The organism is Thioalkalivibrio sp. ALE23 (assembly GCF_000378545.1).
Taxonomy (GTDB): domain Bacteria; phylum Pseudomonadota; class Gammaproteobacteria; order Ectothiorhodospirales; family Ectothiorhodospiraceae; genus Thioalkalivibrio.
Genome location: NZ_KB900035.1, coordinates 72,138 through 96,260 on the forward strand (window position 1 = coordinate 72,138; position 24,123 = coordinate 96,260).

A 24,123-nucleotide genomic window follows, 5' to 3' on the forward strand; every position below is an offset into this window, starting at 1 on the left:
CGGCCGGTCGTTGCGGACCGGAACCGGATCAGGCGTTCTTGTCCGACGAGTCGTTGTCGCCGGACTTCTCGCTGCGCTTTTTCACCTCGGCGTCGACCACGCGACCTTCGTCGTCCTCGCTCTGGTTCTCGACGCCCGGCTTTTCGCCTTCCGCGCCTTCTTCCTTCTTCTGGTTCTCGCCGTCGGGGTCCTTGACCGCCTGCCGGAAGTTCTTCAGCGCGGAGCCGACGTCACCGCCCATGTTGCGCAGTTTCTTCGTGCCGAACAGCAGGACCACGATCAGAAGGATGATCAGGAGCTGCCAGATGCTGATACCACCAATACCCATGGAGTGTCTCCGAAATAAGTTCCTTGCCGGACAGCCTGACCGGGGAGGGTTCCCGAATCAACCAGGCTGCCTATTTGTCCGAACGCTGTCCTGCGACTTCGCGGCCGGCCTTTTCGTCCACGCCGGACAGGCCGAAACGCCGGGCCAGTTCGTCGAGGACGTCGTCGGGGTGCCGGTCGCGCGCCCGCAGGACGATGAGGGTATGAAACCACAGGTCGGCCATTTCCGACACCAGCGCATCGGCGTCGTCGTCCTTGGCCGCCAGCACCGCTTCGGTGGCTTCTTCACCCACCTTCTTGAGCATGGCATCCAGGCCGCGCGCCTGCAGCTTCGCGACGTAGGAGCGTTCGGGGTCCGCGGAGCGTCGCTCGTCGATGACTTCGGCCAGCGCGGCCAGCAGGTGCTCGCGCGGGTTTGCGGAGGGGTCGTTCAAGCCGTCACCTCCTGCAGGGGACGCACGGGCACCCCCGCGGCTTCCATCGCGGCCTTGGCCTCGCCGACCGTGTGCTCGCCGAAGTGGAAGATGCTGGCCGCCAGCACGGCATCCGCGTGCCCGGTGGTCACGCCCTCGACCAGATGTTCCAGGCTGCCCACGCCGCCCGAGGCGATCACCGGGATGTTCACTGCGTCGCTCACCGCCCGGGTCAGTTCCAGGTCGAAGCCGCTGCGGGTGCCGTCGCGGTCCATGCTGGTCAGCAGGATCTCGCCGGCGCCCAGCTCGGCCATGTGGCGCGCCCATTCGATGGCATCCAGGCCGGTCTCGCGGCGCCCGCCGTGGGTGAAGATCTCCCAGCGTGCGGGCTCGCCTTCGGCGCTGGTGCGGCGCGCGTCGATGGCCACCACGATGCACTGCGAGCCGACCCAGTCGGCGGCTTCGCGCACCAGTTCGGGTCGGTGAACCGCCGCAGTGTTGATGGACACCTTGTCCGCCCCGGCGTTCAGCAGACGGCGGATGTCGTCCACCGCGCGCACGCCGCCGCCCACGGTCAGCGGGATGAAGACCTGCGAGGCGACTTCTTCGACCACGTGCAGGATGGTGCTGCGGTCGTCGGAGGAGGCGGTGATGTCGAGGAACGTCAGCTCGTCGGCACCCTGGGCGTCGTAGCGCCGGGCGATCTCCACCGGGTCACCGGCGTCGCGGATGCCGACGAAGTTCACGCCCTTCACCACGCGGCCGGCGTCCACGTCCAGGCAGGGGATGATGCGGCGTGCCAGCATCTCAGGTGTCCTCGCCCCGGGCGGCCGCGCGCGCCTGCTCCAGGGTGAAGGCGTCCTCGTACAGGGCGCGGCCGACGATCACGCCGTCGATACCGGCGTCGGCCCCGCGGGCGAGGCTGCGGATGTCGTCCAGCGAGCTGACGCCGCCGGAGGCGATCACCGGTACGCGCACGTTCTCCGCGAGCTTCGCGGTGGCCTCCACGTTGGGGCCTTCCATCATCCCGTCGCGCGCGATGTCGGTGTAGATGATCGCGGCGACGCCGTCGGACTCGAAGTGCTGGGCGAGGTCGATCACGTCGTGACGCGAGAGCTTGGACCAGCCGTCCACCGCGATCTTGCCGTCGCGGGCGTCCAGGCCGACGATGATGTGACCCGGGAATTCCAGGCACAGGTCGTTGACGAAATGCGGCGCGCTGACCGCCCGTGTGCCGATGATCACGTACTGCACGCCGGCATCGAGGTAGGCCTGCACGGTGTCATCGTCGCGGATGCCGCCACCGATCTGGATGGTCAGGTCGGGAAAGGTCTCGACGATTGCATGGATCGCCTCGGCATTGCGCGGCCGCCCCGCGAATGCCCCGTCGAGGTCCACGATGTGCAGGCGTTCGGCCCCGGCCTCGACCCAGCGTCGGGCCATTTCCACCGGCTCTTCGCCGAATACCGTCGAGTCCTCCATGCGCCCCTGGCGCAGGCGCACGCACTTGCCTTCCTTCAGGTCGATCGCGGGAATGACCAGCATCTCTCTCCGCCTCCTGTTGCGGCGTTCACGGGGCGTCCGGGGCGTCGCCGTCCCAGCGCAGAAAGTTGTTCAGCAGGCGCAGGCCGCAGGCCGCGCTCTTTTCCGGGTGACACTGCATAGTGAACAGCGAGCCGCGGGCGAGGGCCGAGGCGAAGGTTTCGCCATAATCCGTGTGCGCAGCCACGCTGGCCGCGTCGCGCGGCTGCACCCGGAAGCTGTGCACGAAATAGAACCACGGCGTCTCCGGCAGGCCGTGCCACAGCGGGTGCTCGCCGGTGGGCTGCACGCGGTTCCAGCCCATGTGCGGCACCTTCAGGCGACGCCCCTGCGCATCGCTGCGTTCCGGAAAGCGGGCGACCCCGCCGGGGATCACCCCCAGCAGGTCGACGCCGCCGCTTTCGTCCGAGTGCTCCATCAGGATCTGCTGCCCCAGGCAGAGTCCGAGGAACGGGCGCGAACCGGCCAGTTCCGGCAGCAGGCGGTTGAGACCGCGCCGGGCGAGGGCCTGCATCGCGTCGCCGGCCGCCCCCTGGCCGGGAAACACCAGCCGGTCGGCCTCGCGCAGGATCTCCGGGTCGTCGGTACGCAGGATGCGCTGGCCGGGTGCGGCCTCGTGCGTCAGGGCACGCCCCACCGAGTGGAGGTTGCCCATGCCGTAGTCGATGACGGCGACGGTTTCCATGTGGCTTCCCTGTTACGGCGGGCCTTACAGGCTGCCCTTGGTGGAGGGCGTAATGCCGGCGCCGCGGGGGTCTTCCTCCGCGGCCTCGCGCAGCGCGCGGCCGAAGGCCTTGAAGATGGTCTCCGCCACGTGATGGGCATTGTCCCCGCGCAGGCAGTCCACGTGCAGGGTGATCCACGCATGGTTGACCAGGCCCTGGAAGAATTCGTGGAACAGGTCGACATCGAACTGGCCGATGTGCGAACGGCGGAAATCGGCGTGCATCTCCAGGCCCGGGCGGCCGGAGAAGTCGATCACCACCCGTGACAGGGCCTCGTCCAGCGGAACATAGGCATGGCCATAGCGGCGGATGCCCTTCTTGTCGCCGATCGCCTGCGCCAGTGCCTGGCCCAGGGTGATGCCGATGTCTTCCACCGTGTGGTGGTCGTCGATGTGCAGGTCGCCTTCGGCGCGCACGTCCAGATCGACCATCCCGTGACGCGCGATCTGGTCGAGCATGTGGTCGAGGAACGGGATGCCGGTCTCGGTGTGGCACTGGCCGGTGCCGTCGAGGTTCAGTTCGACGGAGATCCGGGTCTCGAGGGTGTCGCGGCGGACGGAGGCGGTACGCTGGTTCATCTTGGCTGGCTTCGACGCATAAAGCTCCAGTGTAGCAAGGCTGGCGCCCGGCCGGTATGCCGTACTCGCGGCCCGGGACATGCAGCACGACGTCTGTCCGCCCCATCGGCGGGTCGGATACGGATACCCACAAAAAAGGCCGGGGCGAACCCCGGCCTTTCCGTATCCATCAATGGAGATGGATTTACCGGACGGAAACCGACTCGGAAGCGGTGTCGCCCTGGTTGTCTTCCCAGCTGATCTCGACGGTATCGCCGGACGAACCTTCGAATTCCAGCTCGAGGAAGGGGTTCTGCGAGATGGTCACGTTCCAGTGGGCGGTGACCATGGTTTCGCCGTTGCGCTTGGCTTCGACGGTCTGAATGAAATGCTCGGGGATGATCTCGCCGGCATCATCGGTCTGATCCCCGGTGTGCATCGGGTGGCTCAGCAGGGCGCGGACGTTGATCATTCCGTCCTGTTCCTGGGCGCGAATACGGATGGACATAGTTCTTTACCTCCAGACTGTTGATCGGATCGGTGAGGGTGCCGGCTTAGCCGCCGCAGCCACCCACCGTCACTTCGACGTTGCGCGACGTCATGTACCAGTTGCCGTCGGCCTTGACGGCGGCGATCACGTCCGAGGTGTCACCCAGGCGGATGCGCATGGACGCCTTCGGCTTCGCGCCGGAGGCGAAGACATAACGGCCGGTGAGGGAGCGCTCGTTGGCCTCGGCGAAGACCGCGATCTCCTCGACGTTGTCCATGTGGGCCTCGACCGAGACCGGGACCACGGCGCCGTTCTCGGCGATTTCCGGGGCGCTCAGGTCGATGTCGTCGGACTGCTGCATGTCGGTGGTGCCGGCGACGGCGTTCATCGCCTCGGACATGCCCTCCGTCTCGAACATGTCGGCGGACCAGGCGGCGAGCAGCTTGCTCGGGGCCAGCAGACCGGCGCCCACGGCGGCGCCCACGGTACCGGCGGCGAGAGTGCCTTTCAGGAAGACACGACGCTTGGTGCTAATCATGGAGATCTCCTCTCATCTTTTTGGATCAAATCCGGACATTCCCGGGGCGCGAGCGATCCATCTGGATGCAGGCGCCTGTGCGTTGTGACGGGGTACCGTTCGGTTCTATTCCCCGTCCCCGGATCAGCCCCCTTTGGTGTCGGGCCCTTTGCTGATCCTGCAACTCCAGAGTCCCAGAATGTGGCTGAACGCTTCATGAACGGATCCGTTATCGAGCGGCTCCGGGCCGCATCGCCCCTGATCCGAGTGAAGCCAGCCCCGTATCAATGGCACACTATGCCCTCCCGATGCAATCATTTCCGGATACCGCACCCATGCCCTTCTGCAAGGCCCACCTGTTGCTGCTGATCGTGGTTGTCGTCCTCGGAGGCGCGCAGATGCTGGCCAGCTGCGGGCAGAAGGGCGATCTCTACCTCCCCGAGGACGAGCAGGAGGAATCCCGCTAGATGGACTATTTCGATTACCGCGGGGGCACGCTGCATTGCGAGAGCGTGGACCTCGACGCCCTGGCCCGCCGGGTGGGGACCCCGGCCTACGTCTACTCCCGCGCCACCCTGGAGCGCCATTACCGCGCGTTCGCCGAGGCCCTGATCGGGATGCCGCATCAGGTCTGCTTCGCGGTCAAGGCCAACTCCAGCCTGGCGGTGCTGAACGTGCTGGCCCGCATGGGCTCGGGGTTCGACATCGTCTCCGGCGGCGAACTGGAGCGGGTGCTGCGTGCCGGCGGCGACCCCGCGCGGGTGGTGTTCTCCGGGGTCGGCAAGACCGCGGCGGAGATGCAGCGCGCGCTGGACGTGGGCATCCACTGCTTCAACCTCGAATCGGAGGGCGAGCTGGAACGCCTGGAAGCGGTCGCCGCCGAGCGCGGGGAGACCGCCCCGGTGTCGTTGCGGGTGAACCCGGACGTCGACGCCGAGACCCATCCCTACATTGCCACCGGCCTGCGCGACAACAAGTTCGGCGTGGCGATCGAGGACGCGCCGGCGCTGTATCGCCGCATCCATGAGTCCGGGCACCTGGACGCGATCGGCGTGGATTTCCACATCGGCTCCCAGCTGACCAGCACCGAGCCGTTCGTCGACGCGCTGGAACGGGTGCTGGCGCTGGTGGACCGGCTGGCGGAAGACGGCATTGAGCTGTCGCACATCGATGTCGGCGGCGGGCTGGGCGTGCGCTATCGCGACGAGACCCCGCCGGAGCCCGACGTCTGGGCCGCGGCCCTGCGCGAGACTCTGGGCGAGCGGCCGCTGAAGGTGCTGCTGGAGCCGGGCCGGGCGATCGCCGCCAACGCCGGGGTGTTCCTGACCCGGGTGGAATACCTCAAGCACTCGGAACACCGCGATTTCGCGATCGTTGACGGCGCGATGAACGACCTGTTGCGCCCGGCGCTGTACGGCGCGTGGCAGGCGATCGACCCGGTGGTCCCGCGCGACGATACCGAAACGCGCAGCTACGACGTGGTCGGGCCGGTGTGCGAGACCGGGGATTTCCTCGGGCGCGAACGCGATCTCGCGCTGGCCCCCGACGACGTGCTGGCGGTCCGCTCCGCCGGTGCCTACGGTTACGTGATGGCGGGCAACTACAACAGCCGCCCGCGCCCGCCCGAAGTCATGGTGGACGGTGACCACTATCAGATCGTCAACCGCCGCGAGCAGGTCGATCATCTGATGATGCGCGAGAGCATGCTGCCGCGCGATCCCGACGAGGAAGATCCGCCCGGGAGGGTCGATCCGTGATCCCGCGGCGGCCCGAGCCCGAGCTGATGCTGGAGCCCGGCCAGGCCCGGGCCTATGCCGAGGCGGATTTCGCGCAGCCCCACGAGGGCTTTGTCGATGCCTTCGCCGAGGTGTTCCCGGAGCCGGTGCGCGGCCCGGTGCTGGATCCGGGCTGTGGCCCGGGGGATGTCAGCCTGCGCTTCGCTGCGCGCCATCCCGCGTGCGAGGTCGACGGGCTGGACGGGGCTCCCGCGATGCTGGCGGCCGGGGATGCGCTGCGGGTCGGCCATCCGGCCGCCGCGCGTGTCCATCTGGCCGAGGGTTGCCTGCCCCATGCGCGGGGCCCGCGCGCGCCCTACGCCACCATCATCTGCAACTCGCTGCTGCATCACCTGCATGATCCGGGAGTGCTGTGGCAGGTGATCCGTCGTGACGGCGCTCCCGGGGCGCGGGTGTTCGTGATGGATCTGCGCCGTCCCGATTCGGAGGCCGAAGTGCAACGCCTGGTGGCGGAGCACGCGGCCGACGCCCCGGAAGTCCTGCGGCGCGACTTCGAACACTCGTTGCATGCGGCGTTTACCCCCGAGGAGGTCCAGGACCAGCTGGCCGCGGCCGGCCTCGACGGCTTCCGCGTGCGGGTCACCAGCGACCGCCACATGGTCATCCACGGGCGGTTGCCGGAGCGCGCGGAATGAGCGAGCTGACTTTCACCAAGATGCATGGCCTGGGCAACGACTTCGTGGTGTTCGACGGCGTGCGCCAGCCGGTCGCGCTGAGCACCGAGCAGCTGCGCCTGCTGGCGGATCGCCATTTCGGCGTGGGCTGCGACCAGATCCTGCTGGTGGAGCCGCCCGCCGATCCCGCGAGCGCGCTGTTTCGCTACCGCATCTTCAACGCCGACGGCGGCGAGGTGGAGCAGTGCGGCAATGGCGCGCGCTGCTTCGCCCGCTTCGTACGCGAACAGGGCCTGACCGACGCCCGCGAGATCCCTGTGGAGACCCTGGGCGGTCCGCTGGTGCTGCGGGTGGAGGCGGACGAACAGGTGACCGTCGACATGGGCTGCCCGGTGCTGGAACCGGCTCGCATCCCGTTCGAGGCCGACTTTGAGGCACCGGAGTACCGCCTCGAGGTCGGCGACACGGCCCTGAAGATCGGTGCGGTGTCCATGGGCAACCCGCATGCCGTGACCTTCGTCGACGACGTCGGGCAGGCACCGGTGGCGACCCTGGGTCCGGCGATCGAGGCGCATCCCCGCTTCCCGCGCCGCGTAAACGCCGGTTTTGCCACGGTACGCGATCGCGGGCATCTGGACCTGCGGGTGTACGAACGCGGCGCCGGCGAGACCCTGGCCTGCGGCTCCGGCGCCGCCGCGGCGATGGTGGTGGCCCGCCTGCAGGGCCGGGTTGACGACCGGGTGCGGGTCTCGCTGCCGGGCGGGGCCCTTGTGCTAAGCTGGGAGGGCAGCCCGGAGTCGCCGGTGCGGCTGACCGGCCCCGCAACCACGGTATTCAACGGCAGGATCGATCTATGAGTACAGACCCCTCCAGTGCCTCCCCGGCGGGGGATGGCGCCGAACTCTCGGCGGCCGAGGTCGAGGCCTGGCTGCGCGAGCACCCGGATTTCTTCCTCGACCACCAGGCCCTGCTGGACGTGCTGCGCATCCCGCATCCGGCCGGTGGAGCCGAGTCTCTGGTCGAACGCCAGCTCAAGCGCCTGCGCGAGCAGAACCGCCAGCTGGAGCAGCGTATGCACGAGCTGGTGGAGCGTGCCCGCGACAACGAACGGGTCGGCCGCCAGCTGCACGATCTGGCCCGAACCCTGATGCGTGCGGAGAACCTGGATGCGGTGCTGGCGCTGACGCAGGACGCCCTGCGCGATGAACTGGGCGCCGAGCGGGTGAGCATCCGTCTGGCGGAGCGCGAGGTGCAGGACCTGCACGCCCTGGATACCGCCCAGCTGGCCGTGCTGGAACCACTGTTCGCCCGCGGCCGGGCACAGTGCGGCCGCGTGCCCCCGGACATGCTGAAGGTGCTGTTCGACGATGCGGACGACACGGTGGGTTCGGCGATCCTGATGCCGCTGCTGGCGGACGACGAACGTGTGGGCGTGCTGGGTCTGGCCAGCGCCTCGCCGGATCGTTTCCAGCCGGACATGGGGACCTACTTCGTCACCCATATCGGCGAGCTGCTGGCCGAGTCCATCCGCTGTCATGCCGACCGCAAACAGGCCGCCTGAGTCCGAGCCGCAACCCGACCCCGCCATCGAGGCCTATCTCGCGCATCTGCGTGATGTGCGCGGGCTTTCGTCGCACACCGTAGCTGCGTACCGTCGCGACCTGCGCGAACTGCGCCGGGCCTGGGACGCGCCCTGGACGGAGCTGGATGCCGCCGCGCTGCGCCGCATCGTGGCCGGGCTGGCCCGGGGCGGGCGCCATCCGCGCTCGGTCCGCCGGTTCCTCGCCGCAGTGCGCGGTTTCCTCGATTTTCAGGTGGAGCGTGGCGAGCGCGCCGCCAACCCCGCCGCCGGGCTGCGCGGTCCGAAGACCGACCGTCCGCTGCCCCGCGGGCTGGACGTCGATCAGGCGCAGCAGGCGCTGGATGCCCCGCGCGCCGCCTCCGCTCTGGACGCGGACGATCCCGATTCGCCCCTGGCGCGCCGCGACCGCGCGATGCTGGAGCTGCTGTACGGCTCCGGACTGCGGCTGGCGGAACTGACCGGGCTGGATCTGCCGGACGTGGACCGGGATGCCGGCATGGTACGGGTTCTCGGCAAGGGCCGCCGCGAGCGGCGGGTGCCCGCCGGGCGCATGGCGCTGGCTGCCCTGCGCGACTGGCTGGCGGTGCGAGGCCAGTGGGCCAACGACGACGAACCCGCGCTGTTCGTGACCCGCCGGGGGCGGCGCATCAGCAACCGCTCGGTGCAGCGCCGGGTCGAGGAGGCCGGGCGCCGGGGCGGGCTCGACGTGCATCTGCACCCGCATCGCCTGCGCCACGCCTTCGCCAGCCACCTGCTGGAATCCAGCGGCGACCTGCGTGCGGTGCAGGAACTGCTGGGGCATGCCGATCTGTCCACTACCCAGATCTACACCCATCTGGACTATCAGCACCTGGCCGAGGTCTACGATGCCGCCCATCCCCGCGCGCGGCGTCACGATCCGGCCGACGAGACGGGTTCGTAGGCGGGCGCAACCGCGTACAATCCCGGTCCGGATCCGACCACCGATTGCAGGAGACCACCGTGGAGCAGTTTCGTGGCACCACCATCGTCTGCGTGCGCCGCAACGGCGCCGTGACCCTGGGCGGCGACGGCCAGGTATCGCTGGGCAACACCGTGATGAAGGGCAACGCGCGCAAGGTGCGCCGCGTCTACCATGACCGCATCCTCGCCGGTTTCGCCGGCGGCACGGCCGACGCCTTTACCCTGTTCGAGCGCTTCGAGGGCATGCTGGAGAAGCACTCCGGCAACATCACCCGGGCCGCGGTCGAGCTGGCCAAGGACTGGCGCACCGACCGTGCGCTGCGCAAGCTGGAGGCGCTGCTGGCGGTGTCCGATCGCGAGAACTCGTTCGTGATCTCGGGCAATGGCGACGTGATCGAGCCCGAGAACGCGCTGATCGCGATCGGCTCCGGTGGCCCCTACGCCCAGGCCTCGGCCCAGGCCCTGCTGCAGAACACCGACCTGCCGGCGCGCGACGTGGTGGAGAAGAGCCTCCATACCGCCGCCGACATCTGCGTCTACACCAATCACAACATCACGCTGGAGAGCCTCGACGCCGAGTGACGCCCCGGCGTCGCCCGCAAGGCTCCCCGGCCGCGACCCTTCAGGACCGCAAGCCATGAGCGACATGACCCCCCGCGAAATCGTCCAGGAACTGGATCGCTACATCATTGGCCAGGACGGGGCCAAGCGTTCCGTGGCCGTCGCCCTGCGCAACCGCTGGCGCCGGCGACAGCTGCCCGAGGCCCTGCAGCCCGAGGTCACGCCCAAGAACATCCTGATGATCGGCCCCACCGGCGTCGGCAAGACCGAGATCGCCCGCCGCCTGGCGAAGCTGGCCAAGGCCCCGTTCATCAAGGTCGAGGCGACCAAGTTCACCGAAGTCGGCTATGTCGGGCGCGATGTGGAGTCGATCATCCGGGACCTGGCCGAAAACGCGATCAAGCAGCTGCGCGAGGAAGAGATGCAGCAGCACCGCGGCCAGGCCGAGGACGCCGCCGAGGAGCGCATCCTCGATGCCCTGCTGCCGCGGCCGCGCAACGCCGGTTTCACCGAGTCCGGCGACGACGCAGCCAACAACGAGACCCGGCAGAAGCTGCGCAAGCGCCTGCGCGAGGGCAGCCTGGACGAGCGCGAGATCGACATCGAGCTCCAGCAGCAGGGGCAGAACGTCGAACTGATGACACCGCCCGGCATGGAAGAGATGGCCAGCCAGCTGCAGTCGATGTTCCAGAACATGGGTGGCCAGAAGAGCCAGCAGCGGCGCCTGAAGATCGCCGATGCCCGGCGTCTGCTGGTGGACGAGGAGGCCGCGCGCCTGGTCAACGAGGAGGAACTCAAGGTCAAGGCGATCGAGCGGGTCGAGCAGAGCGGCATCGTGTTCCTCGACGAGATCGACAAGGTCGCCAAGGGCAGCGAGAAGAGCGGCTCGGATGTCTCCCGCGAGGGCGTGCAGCGCGACCTGCTGCCGCTGATCGAGGGCACCACCGTGTCCACCAAGCTGGGCATGGTGCGCACCGACCACATCCTGTTCATCGCCTCCGGCGCGTTCCACCTGAGCAAGCCGTCGGACATGGTCCCCGAGCTCCAGGGCCGGCTGCCGATCCGGGTGGAACTGGAACCGCTGTCGGTGGAGGCCTTCGTGCGCATCCTGACCGAGCCCACCGCGTCGCTGACCGAGCAGTACGTCGAGCTGATGAAGACCGAAGGCGTCAGCGTGGAATTCCGCGACGAGGGCGTGCAGCGCCTCGCCGAGATCGCCCACGACGTCAATGCGCGCACCGAGAACATCGGCGCGCGGCGGCTGCACACCGTGCTCGAACGCCTGCTGCAGGACGTCGCCTTCCGCGCCCCCGATATCCCGGAACCGGTCGTGATCGACCGCGCGTTCGTCGACGAACGCCTGAGCGACCTGGCCGAGGACGAGGACCTGTCGCGCTACATCCTGTAGCGCGCCAACCCCGGAGCCCGTGCCGGGGTATGCCCGCCGGGGCGCGCGGGCTGGTATCCTCGACGGCGGCAGTGATTCCGGAACCGCCCTGGCGGTTCCGGGCGTTCCCATCGTCCCGGGCAATCCGGGCGCCGCACGTCGGAGGCCGCATGAGCAGTACGCAACGACCCACGGACATCCAGCTGCACCAGAAGTCGCGCATCCTCGAACTGCGCTACGCCGATGGCTCGCATTTCGAGCTGCCCTGCGAGTTCCTGCGGGTGTATTCGCCGTCGGCTGAGGTGCGCGGGCACGGCCCCGGACAGGAGGTGCTGCAGGTCGGCAAGGAGGATGTGAACATCACCGCGATCGAGCCGGTCGGCAATTACGCAGTCAAGCTGGTGTTCTCCGACGGCCACGATACGGGCATCTACGACTGGGATTACCTCTACAAGCTGGGTACGGAACAGGAGCGTCTGTGGCAGGATTACCTGGAACGGCTGCATCAGGCCGGTCACGAACGCCGCACCCACTGACGCAAGAAGACTCATGAACGACGACGACCCCGGCAAGACCCACTTCGGCTACCAGACCGTTTCCGAATCCGAGAAGACCGAGCGGGTCGGACAGGTGTTCCACTCCGTGGCTTCCCGCTACGACGTGATGAACGACCTGATGTCCATGGGCATCCACCGCGTGTGGAAGCGCTACACCGTGGAACGCGCCGGGGTGCGGCCCGGCATGCGCATCCTCGACCTGGCCGGCGGGACCGGCGATCTCGCCAGTGCGTTCGCGCCGCGGGTCGGACCGAAGGGCCAGGTCGTGGTCTGCGACATCAACGCCTCCATGCTGGAGGCCGGGCGCGACCGGCTGATCGACGAGGGCCGGGTCGGCAACATCGACTACGTGCAGGCGGATGCCGAAGTCCTGCCGTATCCCGACGAGTCCTTCGACCGCATCACCATGGCCTTCGGCCTGCGCAACGTGACCCGCAAGGAAAACGCGCTGGCGGAGATGCGCCGGGTGCTCAAGCCCGGCGGTCGGGTGCTGATCCTGGAGTTTTCGCAGCCGGTGGCGCCATTGCGGCCGGCCTACGATGTCTATTCCTTCAAACTCCTGCCGCTGATGGGCCGTCTGGTGGCCAACGATGCGGATTCCTATCGCTATCTGGCCGAATCCATCCGCATGCATCCGGATCAGGAGACCCTGGCCGGGCTGATGCGCGATGCCGGCCTGGAACGCGTCGAATACGACAACCTGACGGGCGGCATCGTCGCCCTGCACCGCGCTACCCGCCTGTAACAGCCGGAGAAGAATCGCGATGGCCGAGCCCGCCGCCCTGCCGAGCCCCGTCACCGCTCTGGTCGAGACCCTGCTGAACGAGCTCCTGGAGGCCGCCCCGCCCCACGCGCGCGAACGCCTGGCCGGACGCGCGGTGGCCATCGTGGTCGAGCCGCCCGGGGTCGCGTTCAGTCTGGTGGGTGCCGCTGACCGCCTGCAGGTGATCGGGGGCGTGGAAGAACCCGTGGATGCCCGCGTGGCCGGCTCGCCATTGTCGCTGGGGGCGGCCATGGCCCGCGACGACCGCAGCGGCCTGCAGATCGAGGGGGATGCCACCGCGCTGTCCGATCTTCAGCGCGCGCTGGGCGAGGCCGAGCATGACTGGGCGGCCCTGTTCGAACGGGTCGCCGGCGCCGGGTCCGCGGGTCCGCTGCAGGACCTGTTCCGGCGTGCGACCGGCGGCCTGCGTCATGCGGCCACCCGCTCCGCCGAGGATCTGGCCGATTATGCCCGCGACGAGGCGGGCTGGCTGCCGCCGTCCGGGGCCTTCGAGGCCTTCAGCGAGGACGTGGCCCGCCTGCGTGACGATACCGCCCGGCTGGAGGCGCGCCTGCGCCGTCTCGAATCCGGAGATGCCTGACCCCCATGCGACGCAGCTTCTACCAGGGTCTGCGGCTGTGGACCATCGCCCGGGTCCTGGTGCGCTACCGCCTGGACGTCATCCTGTTCACCCTCAAGCCGCTGCGTCCGCTGAGCTTCCTGCTCTATCTCGCGCCGTGGAACTGGTTCCGCCGCACCCGGGGCACGCGGGGCGAACGCATCCGCCGCGCGCTGGAGGACCTCGGGCCGATCTTCATCAAGTTCGGGCAGATGCTGTCGACCCGCCGCGACCTCCTCCCGGACGACATCGCGGTGGAGCTGGCGCGCCTGCAGGATCGCGTCCCGCCGTTCCCCGCCGACCGAGCACGCGCGGTGATCGAGGCCGAGCTGGAACGCCCGGTGGACATCGCCTTTGCCGAGTTTTCCGATACCCCGCTGGCCTCGGCCTCCATCGCCCAGGTGCACGAGGCGCGGCTGCAGGACGGCCGCGAGGTGGTGGTGAAGGTCGTGCGGCCCGGCATCCTGAAGACCATCCGCGCGGACCTCGAGGTGATGCATACCATCGCCGCGCTGGCGGATCGCTACTGGAGCGAGGCTCGGCGGCTGCGCCCGCGCGAGGTGGTGGACGAGTACGAGAAGACCGTCACCGACGAGCTGGACTTGATCCGCGAGGGCGCCAACGCGGCGGCCATCCATCGCAATTTCGCGGACAGCCACCTGCTCTACATCCCGGAGATCATCTGGGACTACACGCGCCAGAGCGTGCTGGTGATGGAACGCATCGAGGGCATTCCGGTGGCCGACGTGGCCGCCCTGCGTGAACGCGGGGTGGATCTGCGGCTGCTGGCGGAGCGCGGCGTGGAGATCTTCTTCACCCAGGTGTTCAAGCACAACTTCTTCCACGCCGACATGCACCCGGGCAATATCTTCGTCGATGCCACCCATCCCGACGACCCGACGTACCGCGCGGTCGATTTCGGCATCGTCGGCTCGCTGCTGGACTCCGACCAGCGTTACCTCGCGGAGAACTTCTACGCCTTCTTCAACCGTGACTACCGGCGCGTGGCCGAGCTGCACGTGGAATCCGGCTGGGTCCCGAAGGACACCCGGGTCGACGAGTTCGAGGCGGCGATCCGGTCGGTGTGCGAGCCGATCTTCCAGAAGCCGCTGGACGAGATCTCCTTTGGCCAGGTGCTGATGCGGCTGTTCCAGACCGCGCGGCGCTTCGACATGGAGGTCCAGCCGCAGCTGGTGCTGCTGCAGAAGACCCTGCTGAACATCGAGGGCCTGGGGCGCCAGCTGTACCCGCAGCTGGACCTGTGGACCACCGCCAAGCCGTTCATCGAGCAGTGGATGCACGAGCGCATGGGGACGCGAGCCTTCTTCCGCAGCGCGCGCGAACACCTGCCGCGGCTGCTGGCCCATCTGCCGGAGCTGCCGCTGCATGTGGAGAAGGCGCTGACGGTGGAGGAGCAGCGGGCCGAACGCGATGCCGCGCTGCGCCAGCAGATCCGCGAGCTGGAGGACGGTCTCGGCCGGCAGGACCGGCGCCGGCGCGAGGGCCTGGCCGCGCTGGGGCTGCTGGTGGTGGCGGGCCTGACTTTCCAGCTCGACGTGCCGCAATGGCTGGGGATCGCCTGGCCGGCGTGGCCCGCCGGGGTCCTGGGCCTGGGTCTGCTGTTGTTCAGCCTGCGGCCGCTGCCGCCGCGGCCGCAGAACTGACCCGGCCGGCTCCGTTCCTGGCCCGGCCCGGGCCTCAGCCGAGCAGGCCGCGCAGCACGTAGAAGAACAGGATCGCCAGGATCGCCCCGGCCGGCAGGGTCACGATCCACGACATGAAGATCATGCGTACCAGGCGCAGGTCGATCGCCGCGATCCCGCGGGCCAGGCCCACGCCGAGGATCGCGCCCACCAGGGTGTGGGTGGTGGAGATCGGCAGGCCGGTGCCCGAGGCCAGCACCACGGTGGCGGCCGCAGCCGCCGTCGCGGCATAGCCGCGGCTGGGGGTCAGCTGGGTGATGCCGGTGCCCACCGTGGCGATCACCTTGTGGCCGTAGGTGAACAGGCCGAACACGATCCCGAAGCCGCCCAGCAGCAGCACCCACATCGGCACCAGCGTCTCCGGGTCCACCTCGCCGGTCTGGATCACGTCCACCACCGCGGCCAGCGGGCCTACCGCATTGGCCACGTCGTTGGAGCCCAGGGCAAAGGCCATGGCGCAGCCCGTGACCACCATCAGCACGCCGAAGACCTTCTCGACGTCACTGAAGTGCGAGCCGTTTTCGTCCGCCGGGATCTCCTCGAACCGCAGCCGGCGGATGGCCAGCATGCCGAACGCCACCACGATCAGGCTGATCAGGATCGCCAGGCCGTAACTCTGTACGGTGGTCAGATTCAGGCCGACATGGGTCAGCCCCTTGAACATGGTGACCAGCGCGGTCACGAAGGCGGTGAGAAAGATGTACAGCGGGGCCCAGCGCTTTGCGTTTTTCAGCGGGTCCACCGTGTCCAGGATCAGGAGCTGCACGCTGCGGAACAGGGCGAACGCGATCGCGCCGCCGATCATCGGCGAAAGAACCCAGGACGCCGCGATGGTGCCGACCCGTTCCCAGCGCACCACCTCGAACCCGAGCCCGACCACCGCGAAGCCGATGATGGCGCCGATGATGGAATGCGTGGTGGAGACCGGCCAGCCGAAATAGGACGCGACCATCAGCCAGGTCCCGGCCGCCGCCAGGGCCGCCAGCATCCCGAACACCAGCAGGTCCGGGCTGTCCGCCAGCAGATCGGAATCGACCATCCCGCTGCGGATGGTCTGGGTTACCTCGCCCCCGGCCAGCCATGCACCGGCGAACACGAAGACCCCGGCCACCACCACCGCCTGGCGGATGGTCAGGGCACGTGATCCCACCGAGGTGCCCATGGCATTGGCCACGTCGTTGGCGCCGATGCCCCAGGCCATGAACAGACCGAAGATGACCGCGAGGGCGAGCAGCACAATGCCGTATTCCATGCCGTCTCCCGAGCCTCGTCTTGTGTCGGGTGGTTACTTGGCCAGCATCAGCTGCAGGCGGCTGCCCACGCGCTGTGCCAGGTCGGCGAGATCGCCAATGGAGTCGATCACGCGATACATGAACATCACGTTCACCGGCGGCAGCTCCGTCTCCCGGGCAAACAGCATTTCGCGGACCTCGCGCTGGGCGTCATCGGCCTCGTGCTCGAGGCTGTCGAGCTTCTGCAGGATGCGGTTGACGACCTCGACCTCGTGGCCGCGGAAACCCGCTTCCACCAGTTCGTCCAGCTCGTTGACCGCACGCCCCGCCTGGTCGACGGTGTCCACGCTGCGCTGCAGGAAACGCTGTACCGGTTCCTGCATGTCGTCGGGGAAACGCATCTGCCGGCCCAGCATCAGCCCGGCGATGTCCTTGGCCTTGTTGGCGATCTGGTCCTGGATGAGGAGGGTGTCGAGGACGTCGCGGCGCGACATGGCGAGCATCAGCCCCTTGGGAAGGTGCAGACGCAGATCCTTCTTCAGGCGGTCGGCATCGTGTTCGAGCTCGACGATGCGCTCCTGATGGGTGCGGGCCGCATCCCAGTCTTCGCGATCCACCGCCTGAATGAACAGCGGCAGTTCCGCGATACAGGAACGGACCTTGTCCATGTGCGCCTGCAGCGGGCGCACCGGGGACCGGCCGAACAGCTCGAAGACAAAGTTCTTGGGGCTCATGGCGGCGCGAAGAGTGTCACAGACCTTTAATCTAGCGCAAACGACCCCGCCGTGCTTACCGGGCGGCTCTGCGTTACACTCGGCTATGAGCTGGGGGTGCCCCGTTGTCGCGAGCGACGAGGGGGCTGAGAGAGTCCCCTTGAACCTGAACCGGTTAACACCGGCGGAGGGAAGCTCGGTCAACGGTCCGCTGCACCCGGGGTTCCTGCCCCCGCGATCGCCCTGCCCGCGCTCCCTTCGCCCCGTGCGACAGCAGCAGAGGTCCGATCATGAGCGCCATCCCCGAGTCGTTTGCCCGCAAGACCGCCGAGGTCTCCGCCGAAGTCACCCGCCCGTTCCCGAACTCCGGGAAGCGTTACGTCCAGGGTTCGCGTGTGGACATCCGCGTGCCGTATCGCGAGGTCGCGCAGACGCCGACGATGACCTCCGGCACCCCCGAGGAGAACCCGCCGATCCCGGTCTACGACACCTCCGGCCCCTACACCGATCCGGAGGCGAGCATCGACCTGCACCGGGGCCTGGCGGATCTGCGTGGTGGCTGGATCGACGAACGCGCGGACACCGAGTGGCTGGACGGCCCGAGCTCGGAGTACGGCCGCGCCCGCGCCGCCGATCCGGAACTGGCCAGCCTGCGCTTCGAGCACATCCGCCCGCCGCGCCGCGCAAAGTCCGGCGCGAACGTCTCGCAGATGCACTACGCCCGCCAGGGCCTCATCACCCCGGAGATGGAGTACGTCGCGATCCGCGAGAACAACCGCCTGCAGGAACTGCGCGCCGACCCGCGCTACCAGAAGTTGCTGCGGCAGCACGCCGGCGAGTCGTTCGGTGCCTCCATCCCCGAGGAGATCACCCCCGAGTTCGTGCGCGACGAGATCGCCCGCGGCCGCGCGATCATCCCGGCGAACATCAATCACCCCGAGCTCGAGCCGATGATCATCGGCCGCAACTTCCGTGTGAAGGTGAACACCAACATCGGCAACTCCGCGGTCACCTCCTCGATCGAGGAGGAGGTGGAGAAGCTGGTGTGGTCCGCGCGCTGGGGCGGCGACACCCTGATGGACCTGTCCACCGGCAAGAACATCCACGAGACCCGCGAGTGGATCCTGCGCAACTCGCCGGTCCCGATCGGCACCGTGCCGATCTACCAGGCGCTGGAGAAGGTCGACGGCAAGCCCGAGGACCTGACCTGGGAGCTGTTCCGCGACACCCTGATCGAGCAGGCCGAACAGGGCGTGGACTACTTCACCATCCACGCCGGCGTGCGCCTGCAGTACGTGCCGCTGACCGCCGACCGGGTGACCGGCATCGTTTCCCGCGGCGGCTCGATCATGGCCAAGTGGTGCCTGGCGCATCACCAGGAGAACTTCCTCTACACCCACTTCGACGAGATCTGCGAGATCATGAAGGCGTTCGACGTCTCCTTCTCGCTGGGCGACGGCCTGCGCCCCGGCTGCCTGGCCGACGCCAACGACGCCGCTCAGTTCGGCGAGCTGGAGACCCTGGGCGAGCTGACCCGGAAGGCCTGGGAACACGACGTGCAGGTGATGATCGAGGGCCCCGGCCACGTCCCGCTGCAGAAGGTGAAGGAGAACGTCGACAAGGAGCTGGAGGACTGCTTCGAGGCGCCCTTCTACACCCTCGGCCCGCTGGTGACCGACATCGCCCCGGCCTACGACCACATCACCTCCGGCATCGGCGCGGCCAACATCGGCTGGTACGGCACCGCGATGCTCTGCTACGTGACACCGAAGGAACATCTGGGCCTGCCGAACAAGCAGGACGTGCGCGACGGCATCATCACCTACAAGATCGCCGCCCACGCCGCCGATCTGGCCAAGGGCTTCCCCGGCGCGCAGCTGCAGGACAACGCACTCAGCAAGGCGCGCTTCGAATTCCGCTGGGAGGACCAGTTCAACCTGGCGCTGGACCCGGAGCGCGCACGCGAATTCCACGACGAGACCCTGCCGAAGGAAGCGCACAAGGTCGCCCACTTCTGTTCCATGTGCGGCCCGAACTTCTGCTCGATGAAGATCACCCAGGACGTGCGCGACTACGCCGCGGCCCAGGGGCTTTCGGAACAGGAGGCGCTGGAAAAGGGCATGCAGGAGAAGGCGGTGGAGTTCGTCGAGAAGGGCGCGCAGATCTACCGCGAGGTGTGAGCCGCCGCGTTAGCGTACTTCGATGCGGTCGCGGCCATTCTTCTTGGCCGCGTACAGGGCCCGGTCGGCGCGGTCGAAGGTGTCGACCCGGTCCTCGCCGGGTCGGTATTCGGTCACCCCGAAGCTCGCGGTGAGCGGCCCGACCGTCTCGAAGTCGAAGGCATTGATGCGGGCCTGCAGGTCGCGGGCGGCGGCCACGGCCTGGTCGGCCCGGGTCTGCGGCAGCAGCACGAAGAATTCCTCCCCGCCGATCCGCCCCGCGGCGTCCGCCTTGCGCAGGTGGTGGCGCAGCAGCTCGGCGAACTGCTGCAGCACCGCGTCGCCGACGCTGTGGCCCCAGGTGTCGTTCACCGCCTTGAAGTGGTCGATGTCCATCAGGATCACCGAGAACGGGTGGCCGTAGCGCTCGGCGCGGGCGCGCTCCTCCTCGAACCGCTGTTCGATGTGCGCGCGGTTCCACAGCGAGGTCAGCGAATCGATCTGCGCGGAATGAGTCAGCTCGCACTGCTGCAGGAATGTGGCCTTGAGCGCGCGTTCGAGGATGAAGGCGGCCAGCACCCCGAACGAGAAGGCCGCCAGTACCCAGAACAGATGCAGCTGCACCAGCCCGGTTGGCATCGGCAGCTGAACCGTGGCGGCAATCACCAGGGCGACGATCGCTCCGGCCGAAATCGAGGCCTGACGCAGCGTCAGTCCCGATACCGTGAAGGTCCAGATGATGCTCAGGTAGATCTCGGGGGCGAACACCAGGAACTGCGGCGAGCCCGCGTTCAGGTGCAGATTGGCGGCGTTCGCGACCACCGGCGCGATCATCAGCAATGCCCACATCCAGCGCTGCAGGGAGGCCCGCAGGCTCATCGCCGCCACCGCCAGCAGCATCCCCGGGACCAGCAGGGCATGGGCGAAGACGCGCAGGCCGGCCGCATCGGCGTCCACCGTCTGTTCGATGCCGGCGTACAGCAGATACATCGCGGCGGTCAGAAGCGCGATGTAGCGAACCTGCGGGATGCGCGTGGCCCGCAGCCAGGCCGAGAACGCGTGGCGGGTCGCCTCGTCTTCGCCGTGCAGCGGATCCAGTCGGGCCCGCAGTGGTCGTTCCGTCTCCAAATTGACCCCCCGTTGCGAGACCGGCCTCCGCCGCCGGTGTGCCACCGGGGCACCATGGGCCCGCCACCATCATGATGCGGGTATTCACCGGAAAATGTCAGCCCGGCAGGAGCGATGGCCTCGCCTGGCGGGTTGACGCTGTGGGCCCGCTTCGGTAGGAAGAATGTCCATTGTCCGTCGGGTTTTCCGTCGCGGGCAATCACTCACGGTCGAGGTCCTTCCATGTTGCGAATCCGAACCCTCCCGGTGCTGTTTCTCGTGCTGGCCGTCGCCGGTCCCGGCTCCGTGGCGCTGGCCTTCGAGCGCGGCGATCCCGGGGACGTGGCCGTGCGTTCGGCCGAGCTGCGCGAGGCGCCCGGTCATCTGAGCGCGATCCGTGGTCATCTCGATTACGGCACCCGAGTCGAGGTCAGGGACCATAGCCAGGGATTTCTGCGGGTGCGCAGCGAGGCCGGCGAGGAGGGCTGGCTGCACCCGTCCGCGCTGAGCCGGGATCCGGTGATCCTGACGGAGGACGGAGACGACGTTGAACGGGACGCGGACCGCGACGAGATCGCGCTGGCCGGGCGCGGCTTCAACGAGGAGGTGGAAGAGCGCTATCGCCGTGAGCGCGGCCTGTCCTTTGCCCCGGTCGACCGGATGGAAGCCGGGGGAGCGGATCCCGAGGATCTGAGGGCATTCATCGAGCAGGGCGAGCTGCATCTGCCGGGGGGTGAGTGATGCGGGTCTGCAACGGATCATCCCTGCTGCCGTTGGTGTTCCTGGTACTGTCGCTGGCGCTGCTGGCGGGTTGCCGCACGGTCGCTTCGGTGGGTGCCGAGCTGGGGACCCGGACCGGCGTGCTGGATGCGCGGCAGGCCGAAAGCCTGCGCCAGACCGGTGAGCTGGCGGAGCGCAGCATGGAGGACTTCACCCCGGAGCAGGAATATTTCATCGGCCGCGCCGTGGCGGCCCGGGTGCTGGAGGACTACGCGGTCCTCGATGATCCGGCCGCACAGGCGTACCTCAACAACCTGGGCGGGGTCCTGGCCCTGCACTCGGAGCGCCCGAGCCTCTATCAGGGGTATTCCTTCCGCCTGCTGGATTCCGACGAGCTCAATGCCTTTGCCACCCCGGGCGGGCATATCTTCATCACCCGCGGCATGGCCCGGCTGGCGGAAACCGAGGACGAACTGGCGGCCATCCTCGCGCACGAGATCGCGCACGTGCAGGAGCGTCATGGCCTGCAGGCGATCCGCAGCTCGCGCGTGACCGCGGCGCTTACCAGTGCGGCGCTGACCGGGGCGCAGCTGGCGGGGGACGATGATCTGCGCGAGCTGACGGACATCTTCGAGGACTCCATCGACGACATCACCCGGACCCTGTTCGTGAATGGCTATTCGCGCGAGTTCGAGCGCGAGGCCGATGCCGGCGCGGTGGCCATCCTCGAGCGCGCGGGCTATCGCCCCGAGGCGCTGACTCGCGTGCTGGAGCGCATGGATGACGAATGGGACCCGCAGGGCCCGGGATTCGCCCGCACCCATCCATCGCCCTCCAGGCGCATCGCGGAGCTGGGGCTGGAGCCGGCGGACTCGCGCAGCGAGGCCCGGGCCGAGCGTTTCTCGCGGTTCCGCGCGGCCCTCTGACGGCGACTCCGGATGTCCGCCAGCTCCCGCTCCGGAGGCCGTTTCCGGCGGGCCCTGATGACCGGGCTGCTGGCGGTCCTGCTGGCCCTGGTGGCGGAGCAGTCGGGCTGGGTCGACGGTCCGGAGCGGGCGGCCTACGACCTGCAGGCGCGCCTGCTGGCCGGGCTGATGCCTCCGGACCAGGACGACGAGGTCGTGCTGATCCTGGTCGACGAGCAGAGCCTCGAGTGGGCGCTGGATACCCAGGGCCAGGGCTGGCCATGGCCGCGCGAGTACCCGGCGGTGATCGCCGATTTCGCCCGTCGTGCGGGGGCCGCCTCGCTGACCTTTGATGTGCTCTACACCGACGATTCCCGTTTCGGCGTGCATGATGATCGGCGGTTCGCGCGGGCCGCCGCGGATTTCGGTCCGACCGTTTTCGCCGCGCTGTACGGCGAGGAGGCCGCCCGCCACGACCGGTTTCCGCAGGACGCGCCCGTCTCGTCCGCGACGGTGGAGGTCGAAGGGGCCGGCAGCGCCACCTTCCCCGCGTTTTCCCGCGCGACCTTCCCGGTGACCGAGCTTGCGCAGTCGGCGGCGCGCATGGGCAACGTGCACATCACCCCGGATCCCGACGGTGTCTACCGCCGGGCCCCGCCGATGACCCGCTTCGACGGGGAGCTGGTGCCGGGTCTGGGGCTGGCGGCCTTTCTTGCGGGAGCGGGGGAGTCGCCCGGTCTGCGGCTGGAGGACGACGGGCGGGCGCTGCGGGTGGGTGACCGGCGTCTGCCGCTGGACCCGGAGGGTCGCCTGATCCTGCGCTTCGAGCGGCCGGGTGCGGAACGTACCCGGCTGCGGGCGGCCGCGGTCATCCAGAGCGAACTGCGGCTGGCGGCCGACGCCGGGGCTGATACGCCGATTGACCCCGCAGAACTCGAAGGCCGGCACGTAATGGTGGGGCTGTCGGCGGCCGGACTGTTCGACCTGCGACCGCTGCCGCTGGATCCGCGTGCGCCCGGCGTGGAGTTCCACGCGACCATGCTGGAGAACCTGACCGCGGGGCGTTTCATGCGCGAGGTCGACGCCACCCGGGCGCAGGTGCTGGTGGGCCTGCTGGCCTTTCTGCCGGCCTTCCTCGCCGGGCTGGGGCGCAGCAGCGCGAGCACGGCCCTGGCGATTGCGTTCGCCCTGGTGGCGCCGGTGCTGCTGTCCGGCTTTGCGCATGCCGGCGGGGTCTGGCTGCCCCTGGTCGTGCCGCTGGTGGCCGGGCTGACGGGGACCGTGGGGGCCGCGGTCTATAACTATGCCCGCGAGGGCCGTGAACGGCGCTTCATCAAGGCGGCCTTCGCGCAGTATCTCAGCCCGCAGGTGATCGAGCGCCTGCTGGAGGAGCCCGATCGCCTGAAGCTGGGCGGCGAGCGCCGCGAACTCACCATCTTCTTCAGTGACCTGGAGGGGTTCACCAGCCTCAGCGAACGGCTGTCACCGGATGAGCTGACGCGGCTGCTCAACGAGTACCTGACCGAGATGACCGACATCCTCACGGCCTGTGGCGCCACCATCGACAAGTACGAGGGCGATGCGATCATCGCCTTCTGGAACGCGCCGGTGGATGTCCCCGACCATCCGCGCCGGGCGGTGGAGGCGGCGCTCGAATGTCAGCGCCGGCTGGCGGCCATGGCGCCGCGCCTGCGCGGGCGGGCGGGGCGCGATCTCGCGATGCGCATCGGCGTGAACACCGGCGAGGCGGTGGTCGGCAACATGGGGTCGCGTACCCGTTTCGACTACACCATGCTCGGTGACGCGGTGAATCTGGCCGCGCGGCTGGAGGGGGCCAACAAGGTCTTCGGCACGTACACCCTGATCGCGGAGAGCACCGTACGGAAGCTCCCCGAAACGCTGTATTGCCGCGAGCTGGGCGAGATCCGCGTGGTCGGACGGGCGCGCCCGGTGCGGGTCTACGAACCGGTCGCGCGGCTGGCCCTGGATGCGGCTCCCGAACGCTACCAGGTCTTCGCCCGGGCGCTGCAGACGCTGCGCCTGGGTCGGGTGGAGGAGGCGCGAGCGCTGTTCGCGAGCATCGCCGACCGGGACCCGCCCGCGGCACGCTACGTCGAACGTTGCACGCGATTGCTGGAACGGGGCGAGGCCGGCGACGGCGTCTGGGAACTCGACGCGAAGTAGCCGCGCCG

27 protein-coding genes and 1 riboswitch are annotated in these 24,123 nt (G+C 68.7%); of the genes, 16 read left to right on the forward strand and 11 right to left on the reverse strand.

Going from position 1 to position 24,123, the window contains the following annotated elements; genetic code table 11:
* Nucleotides 1-28 precede the first annotated feature (28 nt).
* The 8 genes from tatA to soxY form a co-directional block, all read right to left on the reverse strand.
* Nucleotides 29-328, reverse strand: a complete 300-nt coding sequence (gene tatA, locus F573_RS0110640; protein WP_019022568.1) for a twin-arginine translocase TatA/TatE family subunit — start codon at nucleotides 326-328, stop codon at nucleotides 29-31.
* A gap of 70 nt (nucleotides 329-398) precedes the next feature.
* Nucleotides 399-761, reverse strand: coding sequence for a phosphoribosyl-ATP diphosphatase (locus F573_RS0110645; protein ID WP_018868867.1), 363 nt, complete (start codon nucleotides 759-761; stop codon nucleotides 399-401).
* Nucleotides 758-1,546: an imidazole glycerol phosphate synthase subunit HisF gene (gene hisF, locus F573_RS0110650; RefSeq protein ID WP_018868866.1), complete on the reverse strand. Its 789-nt coding sequence runs from the start codon at nucleotides 1,544-1,546 to the stop codon at nucleotides 758-760. The genes F573_RS0110645 and hisF overlap by 4 nt, the downstream gene beginning before the upstream one ends.
* Nucleotide 1,547: 1 nt before the next feature.
* The gene (gene hisA / locus F573_RS0110655; protein ID WP_018936454.1) at nucleotides 1,548-2,285 is read right to left on the reverse strand and encodes a 1-(5-phosphoribosyl)-5-[(5-phosphoribosylamino)methylideneamino]imidazole-4-carboxamide isomerase; all 738 of its coding nucleotides are present in this window, start codon (nucleotides 2,283-2,285) and stop codon (nucleotides 1,548-1,550) included.
* 25 nt (nucleotides 2,286-2,310) lie between these two features.
* The gene (hisH, locus tag F573_RS0110660) at nucleotides 2,311-2,967 is read right to left on the reverse strand and encodes an imidazole glycerol phosphate synthase subunit HisH (RefSeq protein ID WP_019022569.1); all 657 of its coding nucleotides are present in this window, start codon (nucleotides 2,965-2,967) and stop codon (nucleotides 2,311-2,313) included.
* A 24-nt stretch (nucleotides 2,968-2,991) separates the two neighbouring features.
* A complete protein-coding gene (gene hisB, locus F573_RS0110665) occupies nucleotides 2,992-3,585 on the reverse strand; it encodes an imidazoleglycerol-phosphate dehydratase HisB (RefSeq protein WP_019022570.1) in 594 nt (197 codons plus the stop codon).
* Between the two features lie 184 nt (nucleotides 3,586-3,769).
* Nucleotides 3,770-4,072: a thiosulfate oxidation carrier complex protein SoxZ gene (gene soxZ, locus F573_RS0110670; protein ID WP_019022571.1), complete on the reverse strand. Its 303-nt coding sequence runs from the start codon at nucleotides 4,070-4,072 to the stop codon at nucleotides 3,770-3,772.
* 46 nt (nucleotides 4,073-4,118) lie between these two features.
* A complete protein-coding gene (gene soxY / locus F573_RS0110675) occupies nucleotides 4,119-4,592 on the reverse strand; it encodes a thiosulfate oxidation carrier protein SoxY (RefSeq protein WP_019022572.1) in 474 nt (157 codons plus the stop codon).
* A 314-nt stretch (nucleotides 4,593-4,906) separates the two neighbouring features.
* Between soxY and F573_RS14885 the strand changes: the two genes are divergently transcribed.
* The 12 genes from F573_RS14885 to ubiB all read left to right on the forward strand — a co-directional run bounded on the left by F573_RS14885 (nucleotide 4,907) and on the right by ubiB (nucleotide 15,056).
* Entirely contained in the window at nucleotides 4,907-5,038 is a 132-nt protein-coding gene (locus F573_RS14885) for a lipoprotein (protein WP_019022573.1), read from the forward strand.
* The gene (gene lysA / locus F573_RS0110685) at nucleotides 5,039-6,328 is read left to right on the forward strand and encodes a diaminopimelate decarboxylase (RefSeq protein ID WP_019022574.1); all 1,290 of its coding nucleotides are present in this window, start codon (nucleotides 5,039-5,041) and stop codon (nucleotides 6,326-6,328) included.
* Nucleotides 6,325-7,002 carry a trans-aconitate 2-methyltransferase gene (locus tag F573_RS0110690; RefSeq protein WP_019022575.1) on the forward strand — a complete coding sequence of 226 codons (678 nt, stop codon included), beginning with the start codon at nucleotides 6,325-6,327 and terminating at the stop codon, nucleotides 7,000-7,002. The genes lysA and F573_RS0110690 overlap by 4 nt, the downstream gene beginning before the upstream one ends.
* Nucleotides 6,999-7,838, forward strand: coding sequence for a diaminopimelate epimerase (gene dapF / locus F573_RS0110695; protein WP_019022576.1), 840 nt, complete (start codon nucleotides 6,999-7,001; stop codon nucleotides 7,836-7,838). Before F573_RS0110690 ends, dapF begins: the two co-directional genes overlap by 4 nt.
* Nucleotides 7,835-8,542 carry a DUF484 family protein gene (locus tag F573_RS0110700; RefSeq protein ID WP_018868856.1) on the forward strand — a complete coding sequence of 236 codons (708 nt, stop codon included), beginning with the start codon at nucleotides 7,835-7,837 and terminating at the stop codon, nucleotides 8,540-8,542. The genes dapF and F573_RS0110700 overlap by 4 nt, the downstream gene beginning before the upstream one ends.
* Complete coding sequence (locus F573_RS0110705) at nucleotides 8,517-9,485, forward strand: tyrosine recombinase XerC (protein ID WP_019022577.1); 969 nt, start codon at nucleotides 8,517-8,519, stop codon at nucleotides 9,483-9,485. Before F573_RS0110700 ends, F573_RS0110705 begins: the two co-directional genes overlap by 26 nt.
* 59 nt (nucleotides 9,486-9,544) lie before the next feature.
* Nucleotides 9,545-10,087 carry an ATP-dependent protease subunit HslV gene (hslV, locus tag F573_RS0110710; RefSeq protein WP_019641486.1) on the forward strand — a complete coding sequence of 181 codons (543 nt, stop codon included), beginning with the start codon at nucleotides 9,545-9,547 and terminating at the stop codon, nucleotides 10,085-10,087.
* A 55-nt stretch (nucleotides 10,088-10,142) separates the two neighbouring features.
* Nucleotides 10,143-11,474: an ATP-dependent protease ATPase subunit HslU gene (gene hslU, locus F573_RS0110715; RefSeq protein ID WP_019022578.1), complete on the forward strand. Its 1,332-nt coding sequence runs from the start codon at nucleotides 10,143-10,145 to the stop codon at nucleotides 11,472-11,474.
* A gap of 149 nt (nucleotides 11,475-11,623) precedes the next feature.
* Nucleotides 11,624-11,989 (forward strand): gamma-butyrobetaine hydroxylase-like domain-containing protein, encoded by a 366-nt coding sequence (locus F573_RS0110720; RefSeq protein WP_018868852.1) that lies wholly within the window; start codon nucleotides 11,624-11,626, stop codon nucleotides 11,987-11,989.
* A gap of 13 nt (nucleotides 11,990-12,002) precedes the next feature.
* The gene (ubiE, locus tag F573_RS0110725; protein ID WP_019022579.1) at nucleotides 12,003-12,755 is read left to right on the forward strand and encodes a bifunctional demethylmenaquinone methyltransferase/2-methoxy-6-polyprenyl-1,4-benzoquinol methylase UbiE; all 753 of its coding nucleotides are present in this window, start codon (nucleotides 12,003-12,005) and stop codon (nucleotides 12,753-12,755) included.
* Between the two features lie 19 nt (nucleotides 12,756-12,774).
* Entirely contained in the window at nucleotides 12,775-13,374 is a 600-nt protein-coding gene (locus tag F573_RS0110730; protein WP_019022580.1) for an SCP2 domain-containing protein, read from the forward strand.
* A gap of 5 nt (nucleotides 13,375-13,379) precedes the next feature.
* A complete protein-coding gene (gene ubiB, locus F573_RS0110735) occupies nucleotides 13,380-15,056 on the forward strand; it encodes a ubiquinone biosynthesis regulatory protein kinase UbiB (protein WP_019022581.1) in 1,677 nt (558 codons plus the stop codon).
* A gap of 34 nt (nucleotides 15,057-15,090) precedes the next feature.
* Here the strand turns inward: ubiB and F573_RS0110740 are convergent, their stop codons facing one another.
* Nucleotides 15,091-16,347, reverse strand: coding sequence for an inorganic phosphate transporter (locus tag F573_RS0110740; protein ID WP_019022582.1), 1,257 nt, complete (start codon nucleotides 16,345-16,347; stop codon nucleotides 15,091-15,093).
* Nucleotides 16,348-16,380: 33 nt separating this feature from the next.
* Entirely contained in the window at nucleotides 16,381-17,061 is a 681-nt protein-coding gene (locus F573_RS0110745; RefSeq protein WP_019022583.1) for a TIGR00153 family protein, read from the reverse strand.
* A gap of 82 nt (nucleotides 17,062-17,143) precedes the next feature.
* A riboswitch (TPP riboswitch) is annotated at nucleotides 17,144-17,250 on the forward strand.
* An 80-nt stretch (nucleotides 17,251-17,330) separates the two neighbouring features.
* Here F573_RS0110745 and thiC point away from each other — a divergent pair.
* Entirely contained in the window at nucleotides 17,331-19,220 is a 1,890-nt protein-coding gene (gene thiC / locus F573_RS0110750; protein ID WP_019022584.1) for a phosphomethylpyrimidine synthase ThiC, read from the forward strand.
* A gap of 9 nt (nucleotides 19,221-19,229) precedes the next feature.
* On the opposite strand, the gene F573_RS0110755 is transcribed toward thiC, so the two are convergent.
* Nucleotides 19,230-20,327, reverse strand: coding sequence for a diguanylate cyclase (locus F573_RS0110755; RefSeq protein ID WP_019022585.1), 1,098 nt, complete (start codon nucleotides 20,325-20,327; stop codon nucleotides 19,230-19,232).
* Between the two features lie 222 nt (nucleotides 20,328-20,549).
* Between F573_RS0110755 and F573_RS0110760 the strand changes: the two genes are divergently transcribed.
* From F573_RS0110760 to F573_RS0110770, 3 genes are read left to right on the forward strand one after another with little or no spacing between them, the layout of a single operon-like run.
* On the forward strand, nucleotides 20,550-21,047 hold the full coding sequence (locus F573_RS0110760; protein ID WP_231364934.1) for an SH3 domain-containing protein: 498 nt from the start codon (nucleotides 20,550-20,552) through the stop codon (nucleotides 21,045-21,047).
* Nucleotides 21,047-21,952 carry a M48 family metalloprotease gene (locus F573_RS0110765; RefSeq protein WP_019022586.1) on the forward strand — a complete coding sequence of 302 codons (906 nt, stop codon included), beginning with the start codon at nucleotides 21,047-21,049 and terminating at the stop codon, nucleotides 21,950-21,952. The genes F573_RS0110760 and F573_RS0110765 overlap by 1 nt, the downstream gene beginning before the upstream one ends.
* A 57-nt stretch (nucleotides 21,953-22,009) precedes the next feature.
* A complete protein-coding gene (locus tag F573_RS0110770; RefSeq protein WP_019022587.1) occupies nucleotides 22,010-24,115 on the forward strand; it encodes a CHASE2 domain-containing protein in 2,106 nt (701 codons plus the stop codon).
* Nucleotides 24,116-24,123: the final 8 nt, after the last annotated feature.

Bases quoted from the DNA above. Each gene is read 5' to 3' on its own strand.
- F573_RS0110760 (WP_231364934.1), top strand. From the start codon at position 20,550: ATGTTGCGAATCCGAACCCTCCCGGTGCTGTTTCTCGTGCTGGCCGTC.
- F573_RS0110770 (WP_019022587.1), top strand. From the start codon at position 22,010: ATGACCGGGCTGCTGGCGGTCCTGCTGGCCCTGGTGGCGGAGCAGTCG.
- hslU (WP_019022578.1), top strand. From the start codon at position 10,143: ATGAGCGACATGACCCCCCGCGAAATCGTCCAGGAACTGGATCGCTAC.
- thiC (WP_019022584.1), top strand. From the start codon at position 17,331: ATGAGCGCCATCCCCGAGTCGTTTGCCCGCAAGACCGCCGAGGTCTCC.
- F573_RS0110700 (WP_018868856.1), top strand. From the start codon at position 7,835: ATGAGTACAGACCCCTCCAGTGCCTCCCCGGCGGGGGATGGCGCCGAA.
- F573_RS0110765 (WP_019022586.1), top strand. From the start codon at position 21,047: ATGCGGGTCTGCAACGGATCATCCCTGCTGCCGTTGGTGTTCCTGGTA.
- ubiE (WP_019022579.1), top strand. From the start codon at position 12,003: ATGAACGACGACGACCCCGGCAAGACCCACTTCGGCTACCAGACCGTT.
- F573_RS0110705 (WP_019022577.1), top strand. From the start codon at position 8,517: ATGCCGACCGCAAACAGGCCGCCTGAGTCCGAGCCGCAACCCGACCCC.
- hisF (WP_018868866.1), bottom strand. From the start codon at position 1,546: ATGCTGGCACGCCGCATCATCCCCTGCCTGGACGTGGACGCCGGCCGC.
- F573_RS0110740 (WP_019022582.1), bottom strand. From the start codon at position 16,347: ATGGAATACGGCATTGTGCTGCTCGCCCTCGCGGTCATCTTCGGTCTG.
- tatA (WP_019022568.1), bottom strand. From the start codon at position 328: ATGGGTATTGGTGGTATCAGCATCTGGCAGCTCCTGATCATCCTTCTG.
- hisH (WP_019022569.1), bottom strand. From the start codon at position 2,967: ATGGAAACCGTCGCCGTCATCGACTACGGCATGGGCAACCTCCACTCG.
- soxZ (WP_019022571.1), bottom strand. From the start codon at position 4,072: ATGTCCATCCGTATTCGCGCCCAGGAACAGGACGGAATGATCAACGTC.
- lysA (WP_019022574.1), top strand. From the start codon at position 5,039: ATGGACTATTTCGATTACCGCGGGGGCACGCTGCATTGCGAGAGCGTG.
- F573_RS0110720 (WP_018868852.1), top strand. From the start codon at position 11,624: ATGAGCAGTACGCAACGACCCACGGACATCCAGCTGCACCAGAAGTCG.
- hisA (WP_018936454.1), bottom strand. From the start codon at position 2,285: ATGCTGGTCATTCCCGCGATCGACCTGAAGGAAGGCAAGTGCGTGCGC.
- soxY (WP_019022572.1), bottom strand. From the start codon at position 4,592: ATGATTAGCACCAAGCGTCGTGTCTTCCTGAAAGGCACTCTCGCCGCC.
- hisB (WP_019022570.1), bottom strand. From the start codon at position 3,585: ATGAACCAGCGTACCGCCTCCGTCCGCCGCGACACCCTCGAGACCCGG.
- ubiB (WP_019022581.1), top strand. From the start codon at position 13,380: ATGCGACGCAGCTTCTACCAGGGTCTGCGGCTGTGGACCATCGCCCGG.
- dapF (WP_019022576.1), top strand. From the start codon at position 6,999: ATGAGCGAGCTGACTTTCACCAAGATGCATGGCCTGGGCAACGACTTC.
- F573_RS0110745 (WP_019022583.1), bottom strand. From the start codon at position 17,061: ATGAGCCCCAAGAACTTTGTCTTCGAGCTGTTCGGCCGGTCCCCGGTG.
- F573_RS0110730 (WP_019022580.1), top strand. From the start codon at position 12,775: ATGGCCGAGCCCGCCGCCCTGCCGAGCCCCGTCACCGCTCTGGTCGAG.
- F573_RS14885 (WP_019022573.1), top strand. From the start codon at position 4,907: ATGCCCTTCTGCAAGGCCCACCTGTTGCTGCTGATCGTGGTTGTCGTC.